This is a genomic window from Arthrobacter sp. K41, assembly GCF_059089645.1.
This window is the reverse complement of the sequence record NZ_JBNHEW010000005.1, coordinates 238849-253641: the sequence shown is the minus strand read 5'-3', so window position 1 is coordinate 253641 and position 14793 is coordinate 238849. Positions and strand designations below refer to the sequence as shown.

Genomic DNA, 14793 nt, shown 5'->3' with positions numbered 1-14793 from the left:
TGGAGCGGTTATGGCATCAGCGCTGGGCTGATGGGGGGTCGTAACTGCCTGGCGCAGGGATATCAATGGACGATCTTGGTGTGGCTGTAGTAATTGAAGACGACGCCGACGTGCGGAACCTCCTCGAGGGAGTGTTGAGCCAGGCAGGCTTTGAGGTGCATACAGCAGTTGACGGCAGGGCCGGCGTGGAAGTGGTCCGGGACAAGCAGGCCAACGTGGTGACGCTGGATATTGGGCTGCCGGATATCGACGGGTTTGAGGTGCTGCGGCGGATCCGTAACTTCAGCAACGCCTACGTGGTGATGCTGACCGGCAGGACCGAGGAGCCTGATCTGCTGTCCGCCCTTAACGCCGGTGCTGACGACTACATCGCCAAGCCCTTTCGGCCGCGCGAGCTCAGGGCACGCGTTGCAGCCATGATGCGCAGGCCGCGCCACGAGGTCAACGGGCAGAACTCTGCGGCCACTGTGTGGGGAGCGGCGCCTGTGGCGGCAGCTCCGGCCGCCCGCGCCCAGGACTCAGCCGTACTCCACCACAACGGACTCACACTGAACCACCGGACACGCACAGTGGAAATCAAGGGGGAGCCCCTGGGCCTGACCCGGAGCGAATTCGATTTACTCCACGTGCTCCTGCGCGGCGGCGGGGCGGTGTGCACCCGGGCTGATCTCGTCAAGGCAGTACGCGGGGACCTCTACGGCGAGGACGCTTACATCAGCGAGGCCGACGAACGCGCCGTCGAGGTTCACGTGGGCAACCTGCGGCGGAAGCTGAAAGAAGACCCTGTTGCGCCGCGGTGGCTGCAGACGGTGAGAGGTGTTGGATACCGCTTGGCGCCCACCCGGCCGGACGCCGGATAGCGCCGGGAACTACCCGTTTTTGAGAATGATAGTGGCCCGCAGTTCTGAAACGGTCTGGCCGCCGTCGCGAGTCAGCCGCTCCATGAGGACCCGGCCCTGGCCAAAGTCACCGCGGCGGATCAGTGCTTCCAGCAACTCTGCCAGTTTAGCCAGGCGCATCCCGCCCACCATGGCCGAGCTGATCTTCAGGCTGATGGCGGCATCCAGCGCTGAATCGGTATCTTGGCTGTCCACCGCGGCGGCCAGCCGTGAGCGGCGCTGGTCCCACATTGTTGCGTAGTCGCGGGCGAAGCGCTGGGCAAGTCCAGAGCCGGCAAGCTCGTCTTCCAACTCCTCCAGCACTGCCGCGTCAATGAGCGGCAAAAGCCCGGCGGCTTCCTGCGAGATGTCCGACCCGGTTGCCAGTGAGATTCCGGACTCCGCTGGAGGCGCCGCTGCGCTCCTGTCGCTGGAGCCGGAATCTGGATTTCGCATACTTCAAGGCTACTTCCTGGGATTAGTCGGTTGTCCTAATTACGGTGATCCTGTGCAAAACTTGAGGCATTTTAACAGCAAGCCTGTGGCGTCTATTGCCCGCTGAACGTCTCGATAGTGTTGATGACTGCCGGCCCGAGGATTGCAATGAAAAGCACGGGAAAAATGAAGAACAACAGCGGAAACAGGATCATCACAGGTAGCTTCATCGCCTTTTCCTCCGCGCGTTGGCGGCGCTTCACACGCATGACCTTCGCCTGGACGCGGAGCACCCGGCTGATGGCAATCCCGTAGGTGTCTGCCTGAACCACGGCCTGCACAAAGCTGCGCAGCTCGGGAACGTTGGTCCGCTCAGCCAGCGCCATGTAGGACTCCCGGCGGCTGCGGCCAACCTGCATGTCCTGCAGGGTGCGCACCAGCTCCTCAGCCAGGGGGCCCTTGCCGTTTTCACCCGCACGTGCCATCGCGCCTTCAAAGCCGAGTCCTGCCTCCACGGAGATCAACATCTGGTCCAGGGTGTTGGCCAGCTCCAGCTGCATCACTTTCTGGCGTTCCTGCCCTTTGCTGTAGAGCAGGAGGTCAGGGATGAAGTACCCCAGGACCAGGACGAACAGCCCAACGAGCTTGATGATCGGCGTCGTTCCCACTGAACTCAGCCACAGCCCAATCAAGCCGCCGAGCAAGCCGAGCGCAGGCTTGGCCGCCAGCACCCGGCCCAGGGGAAGGTTCGCCGGGCGGCCAGCCAGGGAAAGAAGATGGTCCAGCTTGTGCACGTAGCCGGCAGGGGTGAGGCGGCGGCCGATTTTTTCGAGCAGGCCCGTGCTGGTTCGTTTCTCCACCTCGGTGTGGTGGGCGCCACGGGACAGTATGTCGCGGGCAATCGCCTGGCCCTTTTTGTCGATGGACAGCAGGGACCAGGTCAGATATGCGAGCGGCGGGCAAATGAAGAGGAGCGCGAGGGCTATCAGGGGGCTCATGTTGTGCTCAGAACTTCAGGTCAATGATCTTGCGCATCCACAGTCCGCCGATGGTCATCATAATGATCGAGGCAACGATCATTACCCACCCGAGAACTGTGGAAACCATCTTGTCCATGTAGCCCGGACTTACCAGCATGAGCATTGCCACGATGCCGATGGGAAGCGCCATGAGGATGTACGCCGAGAACTTGCCTTCAGCGGCCAGGGATTTGATGTGACCCTTGATCTCGTTGCGCTCGCGGATCGTCTCATTGACCTGGTCCAGTACCTCGGCCAAATTTCCACCCACTTCCCGGTTGATCTGGATGGCCTGACTGATCCAGACGAAGTCCTCGCTCTTCATGCGCTCGGCAGTGTCGTTCAGCGAAGTGAGGAGGTCCCGGCCCAGGCTGGTCTCCGAAACGATCCTGCGCATTTCCTCGGATGTTGGCGCCTGTGATTCATTTGCTGCAGCGTCAATGGCCCGCATGATGCTGTGGCCGGCGCGGAGGCTGCCGGAGAGGAGCTGGAGGGTGTCACCCAGCTGCTCACCGAATGCTGTTCGTCTTTTGCCCGCGAGGAAGCCCAGTACCAGGTGGGCTGCGAAGGGTGCCGCGATTACCAGGAGGATGGCCAGCAATGGCCCCGCGACGACTAAGCCCACCAGGGCACCTACAAAGGCTCCAATAAGGACCAGCAGCAGGAAGTCCGCCTGGCTGAGCCGGAGCCCTGCGTTCTCCAGCGTCTCCCGGTTAAAGTAGCGCACGTTCCGGGTGGTAAGGATCCGATCGATCCCCTGGACCGCTGACCCGGCAAAGCGCGTCAGCTGGGATGTCGAGTCAGTTTGAAAGGGCCGGCGGCGGTCAAGCGGCACGGTGGGAGTGCGGGGGATCATCACAGCAACGCCCGCAACGGCAATGCCGGCGATCACCAGGAGGATGCCAATCGTCAGGACCATGTCAGGACCTTCCGGCGGGAGCCAAAGCGGCGCCGAACACACCCGCTGAAACGTGGATTCCCATGTCTTCGAACCGGTCTATGAAGCGCGGACGAATGCCCGTTGGAATGGGTGACCCGAGGAAGCGGCCGTGCTGATCCACTCCCGCCGAGTAATCAAACACGAAAGCGTCCTGGAGAGTGACGATGTCGCCTTCCATGCCCTGCACCTCAGTGACGTGCGTGATGCGGCGTGTGCCATCCCTCAAACGGGATATCTGGATGATCAGGTTAACGGCGGAGGCGATTTGTTCGCGGATGGCCCGCAGCGGCAGGTCCATGCCAGCCATCAGCACGAGGGTTTCCAGGCGGGCGACGGCGTCGCGGGGCGAGTTTGAGTGCACCGTTGACAGGGACCCGTCGTGGCCGGTGTTCATCGCCTGGAGCATGTCCAGCGACTCACCGCCACGGACTTCGCCCACCACGATGCGGTCAGGGCGCATACGGAGTGAGTTGCGGAGCAGTTCACGGATGGTCACTTCGCCTTTGCCTTCCGTGTTCGGCGGCCGGCTCTCAAGGCGGACCACGTGCTCCTGCTGCATTTGGAGTTCCACAGCGTCCTCGATGGTAACGATGCGTTCGTTGGCCGGAAGGAAGGATGAGAGAACGTTGAGCAAGGTGGTTTTTCCGGTGCCGGTACCGCCCGAGACGATGATATTCAGCTTGGCCTTAACGCAGGCGTCGAGCAGTTCAGCCATCGCCGGGGTGAGCGTTCCGAAGTCGATGAGGTTCTGCACTGTCAGGGGCACTTTGCTGAACTTACGGATGGTCAACGAGGATCCGCCGACAGCCAGTGGCGGAATCACGGCGTTAACGCGGGAGCCGTCCTCCAGGCGTGCATCAACCAGGGGAGAGGACTCATCAATGCGCCGGCCCACCTTGGACACGATGCGCTCGATGACTTTGCGCAGGTGTTCTTCCGAACTGAACCTGGATTCTGTCAAGGTCAGCTTGCCCTTACGTTCCACGTAGATCTGGTCCATTCGGTTCACCATGATTTCGGTGACCGCCGGATCATCCAGGAGCCGCTGCAGCGGACCGTAGCCGAGCACGTCGTCGGCTACGTCTGCCACAAGACGGGACCGTTCTTCCGCCGTTAACGGAACCTGTTCCTCATCGATGATGCGGCTGAGCTCTTCCCGCGCCGTGCTGCGCAGATCCTTCTCAGTAATGGTGGAGTCGTTGAAACGGGCTCCCATGCGTTCGAACAGAGCGGTGGCTGCTCTTTGCTTGAGAGCTGCAAAAACATCCACTGGCTGTTGTGCCTTGGGCCTCGGGACCTCCTGCTGCGCAGCTGACTGCTGCAGGGGCTTCACCATAGACTCCCTACGCCCCGGAACCGATGGGGTTTCTCCCCTGCCGCCGGCCAAAGAATTGGTTGCCGCTGGCTCGGTTGCACTCGTTGTGGCCTTATTAGTCTCCTGGCGGGGGGCTGCCCCGGTAGGGGCAGGGGACGAAGCAGTAACCGAGGCTGCGGCTACGGCCGGTGCATCGCCCGGCTGGGACTTCGACTGGGCCGCCTGAAGACGTTCGGACAACTTCACCTAGACCACCACCCGGCGGTGGTTTTGCCGCTGGCTCTTGGCAGAGGAGCTGAAGCGCTCCACAAGTTGCGTGAGTCCCTTCACGGCGGGATCCCTTTTGGCTTCCTGTAGCACGGGAACACCCCGGTTGGTGGAAAACGCCACGGCCCGGGACCGGGGTACGCTCACGTCAACAGGAGCACCGATGGTCGATTCAATATCCTGGACGGAAAGTCCGCACTTGTTGTCAGCCATGTTCAGGACCACGTGCCTTCCCTCGGGCAGGATTTCAAGCTGGCGAAGAATGTCCAGGCCTGACCGCAGGCCGCGGACGCTGGGAATGTCCATGGCACTGACCCACACCACGTCTGTGCAGGCTTCCATTGCTGCCAACCCGATTTCCGGCAGTCCAGGGGCAGTATCAACCACAACGTACTGGAATTCTTCCGCCAGCTGCTCCAGCAGCCGGGTGACCTGTTGGGGGGCGATGTGGTCGGCTTCGACCGGGTTATCAGGAGCACACAGCGCATAGATGCTCGAAGGGTGCACGGTAAGGAACGCCTTGAGCACCAGCGTGTCCTGGCTCGCGGCGGGGGAGACTGCGTCCGTGACAGTGTGCTCGGGGTTGAGGTAGAGCCCGGAGGCAACGTCGCCGAACTGCAGATCCAGGTCCACGAGTACCACGCTCATCGGCGCAACCTTGCCCAAACCTACCGCGAGGTTGGTGGCGATGGTCGTCTTGCCGACGCCGCCCTTCGGTGAAAAGACACCGATCACGCGCCCCTTGCCGTTTTGGGCCTGCTGAGGCTGGTCTGCGCGGTGGCGGTTGGCGAAGGACTGGCAAGCGCGCTCCAGCAGCACCCGCAGCTGGGCGGGGTCAGCGGATGGACTGAGGATGTCGCGGACTCCCGCGCGCATAGCCTGCAGGATGAGCTCCGAATCCGGTTCGCTGACCAGGAGGACTGTAAGGTCCGGCACCTGGACGTCGAGGACGGTGGCCAGGCGGAGCGCCTCGTCTACGGGCACATCCGGTCCCAAAATGAGGACCTCCGGCTGTTCCTGGTTGAGCTGCGCGAACAAGTCATAGGGGCCTGCCGGCAGGACGTTCGTGAAGAACGTCTGGACGCCGCCCTGCAGCCCGCCCGCAATGGCCTGTCGTAAACGGCCGTCAAAATCAGTGCTGGGTGTGATGAGGACGAAGCGGCTCACTTGTAAACCACTTCCTTGCGTTCGATGCGGGGCCCGTTGTCCTGGGCGTCGAGGGGTTCCTTGGTTAGCCAGAGGCTGCCGTTGATCGAAGCGAATATGATTTTGCCGGCTTCGATGTCGCTAACGGCGACGGTAAGCATGAGTGAGCCTTCCGGCAGCGTGGTGTCCTTCGGGTCAGGTGCGTTGGGGTTGGCGCTCGCCGTTGGTGTGGCAGCAGCCTCCGGTGCGGCCTCGGGTGCCCGCTGGACGGCTGTCACAAGAGCCTTGCGCACAGTGAGCTGGGTGGTGGGATCACCGGGGGCGGGCTTGTAGGCGCCATCCTCAAAGTTCAGCGAGATGCCGACGTGGTCACCGACGTTGATCCGGCCACCCACCACGCGCTGCGGTTCAAGCTGGAAGGAGACTTCCTGGAGGCCGGCAGGAACCTCCACAGATCCAGAAGTTTTGATCTCCGCAGGAGCGACCAGTCGCTCGCTAAGAAGCTGTTCCCCAGGCACAAGGTCGACGGCGGCTACCTTGCCTGTTGTGCCCTCAAGGGACTTGACGGACGATTCCATCACTGCGGTTGCCGGCAGCTGCCGGGTAACCAGCGACGCCGTCATGGATTCCACAGGAGTGCCTGCGGGAATTGCCGTCTTTACCACCAGGACAGCCACGGGTTCGAGATTCTTAACAGCCCGCTGGTCCGCGCCTTGGGCGTAGGAAACAATCAAGAACGCGCCGACGATTGCAAGGACCGCCGCTGCCGCTCCTGCCAACAATCGAGACTTCACGAACTGCTCCTGGGGATTATCGAATTTGGACGGGCATTGAATTAGCTGGTTAGTTCTACAACGGTCGCCCCGTAAGGACTGACGGGCCCCAGCTTGTAGCCGTCAGCCAAGGAAACATACTCAACAAAGCTGCCAATGATGCCTCTGCAGTTGCCTGTACACCGCAGGTCTATATTGGATGACGTCGCGTTGTTGTAGACCATGGGAAGCTTGTCGGCGCCGCTGAACGCCCAACCCTGTACGTTAAAAGAAGCGAAAGCTAAGAGATCGTAGGTTGCCCCAGTACCTGTTCCGCTTACGTCCTCGTAAACGGGGAGCAGGACGGTGACAGCTTTTCCAGAGCTGATGTCGCCTGCCCACTTGTTGAGGATGGCGTCGCAGTTTGAGGGGCCATCGTTTCCCGTGTCGCTACCGCTCTGGTTTATGGCCAGGTTAACAAACCCACCACACTGGCCAGGGCTCTGGACAATCCACCCGAACCCGCCCGGAACCGTCTTTCCGGCCGGCCCTAGAGGACAGTCTGCGTTTTTGTCAGCGGAATGATTTTGGAGCAGTTGCGTCGATCCGCCCACCATGCCCGACACCTGGCATACCGAAATTGCCAGTGGAAAGGGCGTTGTGCCTTCCGAAGGACTACCCCAACGCACGCTCGACGATGCTGCTACTTCGGCGTTAGGGATACCGATAATTCCTGCGAAGAACGTGGAAACGCTGTTAGCGGGGGCACCTGCTTCTTTTGCCCCTGCTGTCACTTGGACGGTACGGGCAGATTTATCAAGGGCGATGGCCTTCACGTTGCTGACACTGTCCAGGGCGTTCTTGTTAGCAAGTTCTGTGGCCATGGATGACGTCGCCGAGCAGTTCGCATCTGCTACATTCTTAGCGCACTTTTGGGCGACCATTACAGCCGCTGCATCCGCTCCGTTCTGCAGTTGCGCACGCTCCGAGTAGAGCTTTGCAACGTCGATTGAAATAGCAGCGAATCCGAGTAGCCCCACCATGACTAAGGCAACGAGCACGGCTACTGCTCCGCGTTCGCGGTCGGCAGTCTCTGCTATCCGCCGCACAGCATGGTTCCTTTACCAGTCATCGCGAACGGTCCCGCGATCCCCGTCATCGCGCTAAGACCGTAACTGATGGTCACCGTGGTCTGCGCGTCGACGGGGCATCCCGAAGTTCCAGCCGTAAGACTGAAGGTGATATTGCCGTTTTGAAGGGCCGGGCTGAGATTTAAAGCTGCATTCTTTGCCGCTGTACGGGCGGAGTCTTCGTTTTTCGTGACTGCCATGCTGCGGGCAGCCTCGCGGGCAGCGTTCGTAAGTGTCACCTGGACGTTGTATGCCCTGCCAAGTTCCATGATGCCTAGAAGGAGCATAATGAGGATCGGCACCAGTAGAGCAAATTCGACTGCGGCGGCACCACGTTCGGATGTTCGCGACATGGCGCCACCTTCCTCAAAATGCATTAGGCCACAAAACCTGGGGTGGCGGCGGTTGAGGCCTCCGCCACCCGTCCATCAGTTAATAAGTCCTATAAACCGGACCAGTCAGTTAGGGGGCGCATTTGGCGTCGACCGCAGTGACAGCTGAAGTTGTAGACGTGGCGGGGGCTGCAGCCACAGCGGGGACAAATGCCTTACCCGAAATGGAGCATTGAGCCTTCACGAAAGTTTCTTTCAGTCCGCCACCAAGCAGCGTGACAGCGGCAATAATTACTACAGCGATGAGCGCGACCATGATGCCGTACTCAACCGCGGTGGCACCTTTTTCGTCACGGCGGATGCGGGCGGCGGTGTTAGAGAAGAAAGCAAGCATTTTGAAACTCCTGAGCGAGTGAAGGAAGCTGGTCCGTCACCAGCTATGTAAATAGGATGCACGGCAGTTCCTGCCCGGAATAGGGACTTTGCCACTTCCTGAGCCAAGCTTTCCTAAGCTCTGAATTTCCTGCGTTTGTGGTGCGGAAACCTTGATCTTCAGGCATCGCAAAGACCGGACGGGCCAAAGGCTAATGTTGCATCCAGAAGGTTCTGCCGTCTAAGCAGCCGCTCAAGACGCGAAAAAAATGGTGCCCAGAAGCGCAGCAAGCATTGAAGGGCCAAAGGCAACTTCAGCTTTTTTCCTTGCTCTCTTCGCTGTAACCAAGGCGAGCGAGACAATGCCACCGAGAACGAACCCTAGCGCGGCACCATAAAACAATTCCCTCCACCCCAGATAGCCCAGATATAGGCCCACTGGGGCGGCGAGCTTCACGTCACCCATACCGATGCCACCTGGGGATATAAGTGCGAGTGCCAGGTAGGCGAGGAAAAGCAGCACTGCACCGGCTGCGGAACGCAGTAGCGGGGTCCACTCGGCAGTAACGGCGCTGCTGATGCTGAGAAGCGCCAGACCGGCAATGAGCAGGGTCAGTACCAGGGGATTTGGCAGAAGGTGGTGGGCCAGGTCTATCCGTGCCAGCTGCACGGCAAGCACAGCGCATACGAGGAAAGCCGGCAGCACCGAGTCCATTCCAATCCGCAGCGCAAGGGCAGCAAGAAGGACTCCGGTAACGGCCGCCGTCGTAATTCTTGTCTTGAGTCCTGGAAGACCGCCCAGGCGAGGAAGGAACCTAGCGATGAGAAACTCAGTGGCTGGCGAGAGGCTGCACCCGAGCAGTGCTGCTCCCAGGACAAGGCCCCATCCTCCGGACGCCTCAATAGCACCTGCAAACACCGCGACCCCCTCCGCCCGTCGGACCGTGCAACTGCTGAGTCAGCCGCCGGCTACCTCATTTTGACCCTGAACCCCTTGACGCGCTAATCTTGGTAGTCGTTGTGCGTGTCCTATTCCGATGGTGCGTGCCCGCTTGAGAATCCGGTTGCAGGATAACTACTCAACGTGCACATTCGGAACCTCAGGATGACTGGTTACATAGAGCCCTCACCTCTGTTCCGGTAGCGCGCAGACAGTAGGTGCACGAGCTAGTGACACCTAAACAAGAACGCCAGAACAAGAACGAGGCAAACACCGTGCGTACGTACACCCCGAAGCCCGGCGATATCAACCGCCAGTGGCACGTCATTGACGCCACAGACGTTGTCCTTGGTCGTCTTGCAAGCCAGACCGCAATCCTGCTGCGCGGCAAGCACAAGGCCACCTATGCATCCCACATGGACATGGGCGACTTCGTCATCATCATCAACGCTGAAAAGGTTGCCCTCACCGGCGCCAAGCTGGAGCAGAAGCGCGCATACCGCCACTCCGGCTACCCGGGCGGCCTGACCTCCGTCAACTACGCGGAACTGCTGGAATCCAACCCGGTCCGCGCCGTTGAAAAGGCCATCAAGGGCATGCTCCCTAAGAACTCCCTCGCTGCCCAGCAGCTGGGCAAGCTGAAGGTGTACCGCGGTGCTGAGCACCCCCACGCCGCCCAGCAGCCCAAGACTTTCGAAATCACCCAGGTCGCCCAGTAGTCCTGGCCACCAAACAACTTATCTATACAAGGAGAATCGTGGCTCAGAACGAAGAGACCACCGAAGCCGTAGAGGCTGAGGAAACCCTTACCAGCTACACCTCTGAAAGCTCAGCTGCTGACGCCGCTGCGCCGAAGAAGGAGCGCCCGGCCCTGACCGTTGCCGGCGCAGCTGTTGGCCGCCGCAAGGAAGCCGTTGCCCGCGTCCGCGTTGTTCCCGGCTCCGGCAAGTGGACCATCAACGGCCGCGCGCTGGACAACTACTTCCCGAACAAGCTGCACCAGCAGGACGTCAACGAGCCCTTCAAGATCCTTGATCTCGAAGGCGCCTACGACGTCATCGCCCGTATCCACGGCGGCGGCATCTCCGGCCAGGCCGGTGCGCTGCGCCTCGGCATCGCCCGTTCGCTGAACGAGATCGACGTCGAAAACAACCGCGCCACCCTGAAGAAGGCCGGTTACCTGTCCCGCGACGCCCGTGTCATCGAGCGTAAGAAGGCCGGTCTCAAGAAGGCCCGCAAGGCTCAGCAGTACTCCAAGCGCTAAATTCGCTTGGTCAAGCGCTAAACCCGCTTGCACAGAAGCCCGTCCCGCCATCTGGCGGGGCGGGCTTCTGCCGTTTAGCGCGGGTGCCTGCGTGACGGCGAATGCAACAGAAGTGCGTCTGGCCAGCCGTTTCAAGCTGAAGCAAAGCCATCCTCTACACTTGACCGGTGTCTAGATTATTTGGAACTGATGGTGTCCGGGGGCTGGCCAACGGCCTGCTGACAGCAGAGCTGGCCATGCAGCTGGCCCAGGCAGCCGCCGTCGTACTCGGCCATGACCGCAACTCCAACGGCTCCCGGCCGCGCGCCGTGGTGGCCCGCGACCCGCGCGCCAGCGGAGAGTTCATCGCCGCCGCCGTGGAGGCAGGGCTTTCCAGCTCCGGCGTTGACGTCTACGACGCCGGAGTCCTCCCCACCCCTGCCGCTGCCTACCTGGTGGCCGATCTGGACGCGGACTTCGGTGTCATGATCTCCGCCTCGCACAACCCGGCGCCGGACAACGGCATCAAGTTCTTCGCCCGCGGCGGCCAGAAACTCCCCGACGAGGTGGAGGACGCCATCGAGGCGCAGATGGCCAAGGAAGCAGTCCGCCCGGTCGGTGCCGACGTCGGACGCATCCAGCGCTTCTCCGACGCGGAGGACCGCTACATCGTCCACCTCCTGCAGACCCTCCCGCACCGCCTGGACGGCCTCACCGTTGTCCTGGACTGCGCCCACGGTGCCGCCAGCGGATGCTCACCCCAGGTCTTCAAGGACGCCGGCGCCAACGTCGTGGTCATCGGCGCTGACCCCGACGGGCACAACATCAACGACGGCGTCGGCTCCACCCACCTGGAGCCCCTCAAGGAAGCCGTGGTGAAGTACGGCGCGGACCTGGGCATCGCCCACGACGGCGACGCCGACCGCTGCCTCGCCGTGGACCACGAGGGCAACGAGGTGGACGGCGACCAGATCATGGCCATCCTCGCCTTTGCACTCAAAGCCTCGGGCAAGCTAAAGGACGATGTCCTGGTGGCCACGGTCATGAGCAACCTCGGCCTGAAGATTGCCCTCCGCGATGCCGGCATCAGCATCCGTGAAACCGCAGTGGGCGACCGGTACGTCCTGGAGGAAATGCGCGACGGCGGCTACAACCTCGGCGGGGAACAGTCCGGCCACGTCATCTTCGCCGACCACGCCACCACCGGCGACGGCGTGCTCACCGGGCTGCAGCTCGCCGCCCAGATTGCCCTGACCGGAAAGGCCCTCAAGGAACTGGCCACGGTCATGACCAAGCTCCCGCAGGTACTTATCAACGTCAAGGGCGTGGATCGTGCCGGAGTCCGCAGCAACGAGGTCCTTGCGCAGGCCGTGGCTGCGGCGGAAGCCGCCCTGGGCGATACCGGCCGGGTCCTGCTCCGCCCTTCGGGCACCGAACCCGTTGTGCGGGTCATGGTGGAGGCCGGCGACGAGGAGACTGCGCAGTCCATCGCCGAACACCTTGCCCAGGTGGTCCGGACTGAACTTGCCCTGGAGCTCGTTTCCGAATAAGCCGCAAACAGCAAAAAGCGGCCCGCCTCCTGCAGGAGGCGGGCCGCTTTACGTTTTTCGGCGAGGAGTTAGGGAGTGCGGCTCTTGAGCGCGTCACGGATTTCGGTCAGCAGCGCGATCTGCGGGTCCTCGGCCGCGACCGCTTTCACGCCCTCATCGATATCCAGCTTCCGGTTACGGCGCTCGATCATCAAATTCATCGGCAAAACCACAATGAAGTAGATGGCCGCGGAGATCAGCAGGAAGTTGACGATTGCGGTCAGCAGGACACCGAACTCGATGAAATTCCCGTTCAGGTCCACCCTCGCGAAGCTGTCGAAGTTGGGGGAGCCCACCAGTCCGGCAACAAAGGGCATCAGCACCTTGTTCACCAGCGCCGTGACCACCGAGCCGAAGGCAGTGCCGATAACAACGGCGACGGCAAGGTCAACCACATTGCCCTTCATGATGAAATTCTTAAATCCAGTCAGCATGGGAATCACGCTAGCCCATCTCCTTACAGATACCCCGGCGCAGCCCCCACGCCGAAGTACTCCTCCAAGGTGTTGATGCCCCGGGTCGTCATGTCCGTCGCAGCCTCCACGCCGATGTACCGCAGGTGCCAGGGCTCGTAGTAGTAGCCGGTAATCGGGTGGAACATCCACGGGTACCGCACCACGAAACCGAACTTATGTCCGTTCGCCTTCGCCCACACAGCCGCGGGCTGGTCCGCGAAGCACGGCTGGAACCCGCACACGCCGGAGCCGTCGGCGATGTCGAATGCCCAGCCCGTCTGGTGTTCGGAGTAGCCCGGCCGCGCGCTGGCCGTGTCGGCGTCAGCTTGGCCCCGGGTGGCGACGTAACCGTTGTATGTGGTCACCTGCGTGCTGTAGGAGCGGTACCCGCTCGCCAGGACCATCGCCACGCCGTCCCGCGCGGCGGCGGCGAACATGGCCTCGGCAGCGGCCGCCGTCGTATTGTTCAGCAGCGCTGATTCCCCGGAAACCGTTGTCGTCACGCTGGGCCGCACCAGGTCCGCGGGCACGTAGTCGGCCGGCGCCAGCGGCCGGTGCTTGTTGACCACCAGCCAGGGACTCGCCGGGTCGGTGAGCGAGAACTGCCGCGGCAATGCGGAGGAGGGCGACGGCGTGGGGGACGGCTCCGAAGGCGGGGGAGCCGCTGTCGTGGCCTCCGCCGTCGGGGTTGCGGATGCCGGGGAAGAGAGCGACGGTGAGGCAGCAGGGGAACCGGACGACGGCGTCGCCGCCCCGGGTGCCTCGGGTGTGCACGCTGCCAAAACAGTCAGCCCGGCCCCCGCGGCGAGGAAGCGGGCGAAGCTGCGGCGAGTCGTCGCCGTCGGCAGGTCATCAGGACCAGCAGCGCAGTTGTAGCACACCTGTGCTAGACCTTTCTCAGCAGCATCCGGCGGATGGAGTGGTCCGCCTCTTTGGTGAGCACCAGCTGGGCCCGGCCGCGCGTCGGCAGGACGTTCTCCTCCAGGTTGGGCTCGTTGATCCGCTTCCAAATGTCCCGGGCCGTGCTTTCGGCTTCCTCGTCGGAAAGCGCTGCGTACCGGTGGAAATAGGACTCCGGCTGTGCGAACGCGGTGCTCCGGAGCTTGCGGAACCTGTCCACGTACCACTCCTCTATGTAGGAAGTTTTGGCGTCCACATAGATGGAGAAGTCGAAGAAGTCGCTCAGCGCCAGCCCCTGCCGGCCGTCATGCCTGGGCCTCGCCGGCGCCAGGACGTTGAGACCTTCGACGATCAGCACGTCGGGGCGGCGGACCACCACTTCCTTGCCGGGCACGATGTCGTACGTGACGTGGGAGTACCAGGGCGCCCGCACTTCCTCAGCGCCGCTTTTGATTTCGCTCACAAAGCGCAGCAGCGCACGCCGGTCATAGGACTCCGGGAAGCCCTTGCGCTCCAGCAGCTGCCGGCGCTTCAGCTCAGCCAGCGGATACAGGAAACCGTCGGTGGTGATGAGTTCAACATTCGGGGTGCCCGGCCAGCGGCGCAGCATCTCCCGGAGCACGCGGGCAATGGTGGACTTCCCGACGGCGACCGAACCCGCCACGCCGATCACAAAGGGAGTGCGCTGGGTCTGCTCGCCCAGGAAGGTGGTGGTGGCGGCGTGCAGCTGGCCAGCGGCCTCAACATACAGGTGCAGCAGCCTGGAGAGCGGAAGGTAGACCTCCCGGACTTCCTTCATATCCAGGGGGTCGCCAAGGCCGCGCAAACGGACGATGTCTTCCTGGTTAAGGGGCTGTTCCATCTCGTCTGCAAGCCGGGACCAGGTCTGCCGGTCCAGCTCAACGAACGGGGAGACGCCTTCGCCGTTCGCGTCATTGCGTTGCACAGTCACTATAGAGATTCTGCCCCCAGCCCGGCTCAGAGCGAAATGCGCGCAAGCACACACACGCGGGGAACAATGAAACAGAAGCGGCTCCGCGCCGACGCAGGGTTTAGATCTGGGGCACCCCTGCCGATAGT

At 62.1% G+C, this 14793-nt stretch carries 17 protein-coding genes; 4 read left to right on the top strand and 13 right to left on the bottom strand.

The window, feature by feature from the left end; genetic code table 11:
• Window positions 1-65 precede the first annotated feature (65 nt).
• Window positions 66-860, top strand: a complete 795-nt coding sequence (locus AC5RTE_RS13725) for a response regulator transcription factor (RefSeq protein ID WP_494041949.1) — start codon at window positions 66-68, stop codon at window positions 858-860.
• Window positions 861-869: 9 nt separating this feature from the next.
• Here AC5RTE_RS13725 and AC5RTE_RS13720 read toward each other — a convergent pair whose 3' ends face one another.
• From AC5RTE_RS13720 to AC5RTE_RS13675, 10 genes are all read right to left on the bottom strand, one after another.
• Entirely contained in the window at window positions 870-1334 is a 465-nt protein-coding gene (locus AC5RTE_RS13720; protein ID WP_494041948.1) for an Hpt domain-containing protein, read from the bottom strand.
• Between the two features lie 92 nt (window positions 1335-1426).
• Window positions 1427-2311 carry a type II secretion system F family protein gene (locus tag AC5RTE_RS13715; RefSeq protein ID WP_494041947.1) on the bottom strand — a complete coding sequence of 295 codons (885 nt, stop codon included), beginning with the start codon at window positions 2309-2311 and terminating at the stop codon, window positions 1427-1429.
• A 7-nt stretch (window positions 2312-2318) separates the two neighbouring features.
• Window positions 2319-3251: a type II secretion system F family protein gene (locus AC5RTE_RS13710; protein ID WP_494041946.1), complete on the bottom strand. Its 933-nt coding sequence runs from the start codon at window positions 3249-3251 to the stop codon at window positions 2319-2321.
• Between the two features lies 1 nt (window position 3252).
• Entirely contained in the window at window positions 3253-4833 is a 1581-nt protein-coding gene (locus tag AC5RTE_RS13705; RefSeq protein WP_494041945.1) for a TadA family conjugal transfer-associated ATPase, read from the bottom strand.
• Window positions 4834-6021, bottom strand: a complete 1188-nt coding sequence (locus AC5RTE_RS13700) for a CpaE/TadZ family protein (protein WP_494041944.1) — start codon at window positions 6019-6021, stop codon at window positions 4834-4836. It lies immediately after the preceding gene.
• Window positions 6018-6794 (bottom strand): Flp pilus assembly protein CpaB, encoded by a 777-nt coding sequence (gene cpaB / locus AC5RTE_RS13695; RefSeq protein WP_494041943.1) that lies wholly within the window; start codon window positions 6792-6794, stop codon window positions 6018-6020. The genes AC5RTE_RS13700 and cpaB overlap by 4 nt, the downstream gene beginning before the upstream one ends.
• A 41-nt stretch (window positions 6795-6835) precedes the next feature.
• Window positions 6836-7861 carry a pilus assembly protein TadG-related protein gene (locus AC5RTE_RS13690; RefSeq protein WP_494041942.1) on the bottom strand — a complete coding sequence of 342 codons (1026 nt, stop codon included), beginning with the start codon at window positions 7859-7861 and terminating at the stop codon, window positions 6836-6838.
• Window positions 7849-8259 (bottom strand): TadE/TadG family type IV pilus assembly protein, encoded by a 411-nt coding sequence (locus tag AC5RTE_RS13685; protein ID WP_494041941.1) that lies wholly within the window; start codon window positions 8257-8259, stop codon window positions 7849-7851. Before AC5RTE_RS13685 ends, AC5RTE_RS13690 begins: the two co-directional genes overlap by 13 nt.
• An 85-nt stretch (window positions 8260-8344) precedes the next feature.
• Window positions 8345-8608: a Flp family type IVb pilin gene (locus AC5RTE_RS13680; protein WP_494041940.1), complete on the bottom strand. Its 264-nt coding sequence runs from the start codon at window positions 8606-8608 to the stop codon at window positions 8345-8347.
• Window positions 8609-8839: 231 nt separating this feature from the next.
• Entirely contained in the window at window positions 8840-9301 is a 462-nt protein-coding gene (locus AC5RTE_RS13675) for a prepilin peptidase (RefSeq protein WP_494041939.1), read from the bottom strand.
• A gap of 500 nt (window positions 9302-9801) precedes the next feature.
• Here AC5RTE_RS13675 and rplM point away from each other — a divergent pair, with 500 nt between their 5' ends.
• The 3 genes from rplM (at window position 9802) to glmM (ending at window position 12319) form a co-directional block, all read left to right on the top strand.
• The gene (gene rplM, locus AC5RTE_RS13670; RefSeq protein ID WP_009358699.1) at window positions 9802-10245 is read left to right on the top strand and encodes a 50S ribosomal protein L13; all 444 of its coding nucleotides are present in this window, start codon (window positions 9802-9804) and stop codon (window positions 10243-10245) included.
• A 38-nt stretch (window positions 10246-10283) separates the two neighbouring features.
• Window positions 10284-10790, top strand: coding sequence for a 30S ribosomal protein S9 (gene rpsI / locus AC5RTE_RS13665; RefSeq protein ID WP_050684362.1), 507 nt, complete (start codon window positions 10284-10286; stop codon window positions 10788-10790).
• 167 nt (window positions 10791-10957) lie between these two features.
• Window positions 10958-12319: a phosphoglucosamine mutase gene (gene glmM, locus AC5RTE_RS13660; RefSeq protein ID WP_494041938.1), complete on the top strand. Its 1362-nt coding sequence runs from the start codon at window positions 10958-10960 to the stop codon at window positions 12317-12319.
• Window positions 12320-12387: 68 nt separating this feature from the next.
• Here the strand turns inward: glmM and mscL are convergent, their stop codons facing one another.
• The 3 genes from mscL to coaA are packed head-to-tail and all read right to left on the bottom strand — an operon-like array spanning window position 12388 to window position 14665.
• Window positions 12388-12792: a large conductance mechanosensitive channel protein MscL gene (mscL, locus tag AC5RTE_RS13655; RefSeq protein WP_494041937.1), complete on the bottom strand. Its 405-nt coding sequence runs from the start codon at window positions 12790-12792 to the stop codon at window positions 12388-12390.
• 23 nt (window positions 12793-12815) lie between these two features.
• Window positions 12816-13694 (bottom strand): M15 family metallopeptidase, encoded by an 879-nt coding sequence (locus AC5RTE_RS13650; protein ID WP_494041936.1) that lies wholly within the window; start codon window positions 13692-13694, stop codon window positions 12816-12818.
• A gap of 5 nt (window positions 13695-13699) precedes the next feature.
• Window positions 13700-14665: a type I pantothenate kinase gene (gene coaA, locus AC5RTE_RS13645; protein ID WP_494041935.1), complete on the bottom strand. Its 966-nt coding sequence runs from the start codon at window positions 14663-14665 to the stop codon at window positions 13700-13702.
• Window positions 14666-14793: the final 128 nt, after the last annotated feature.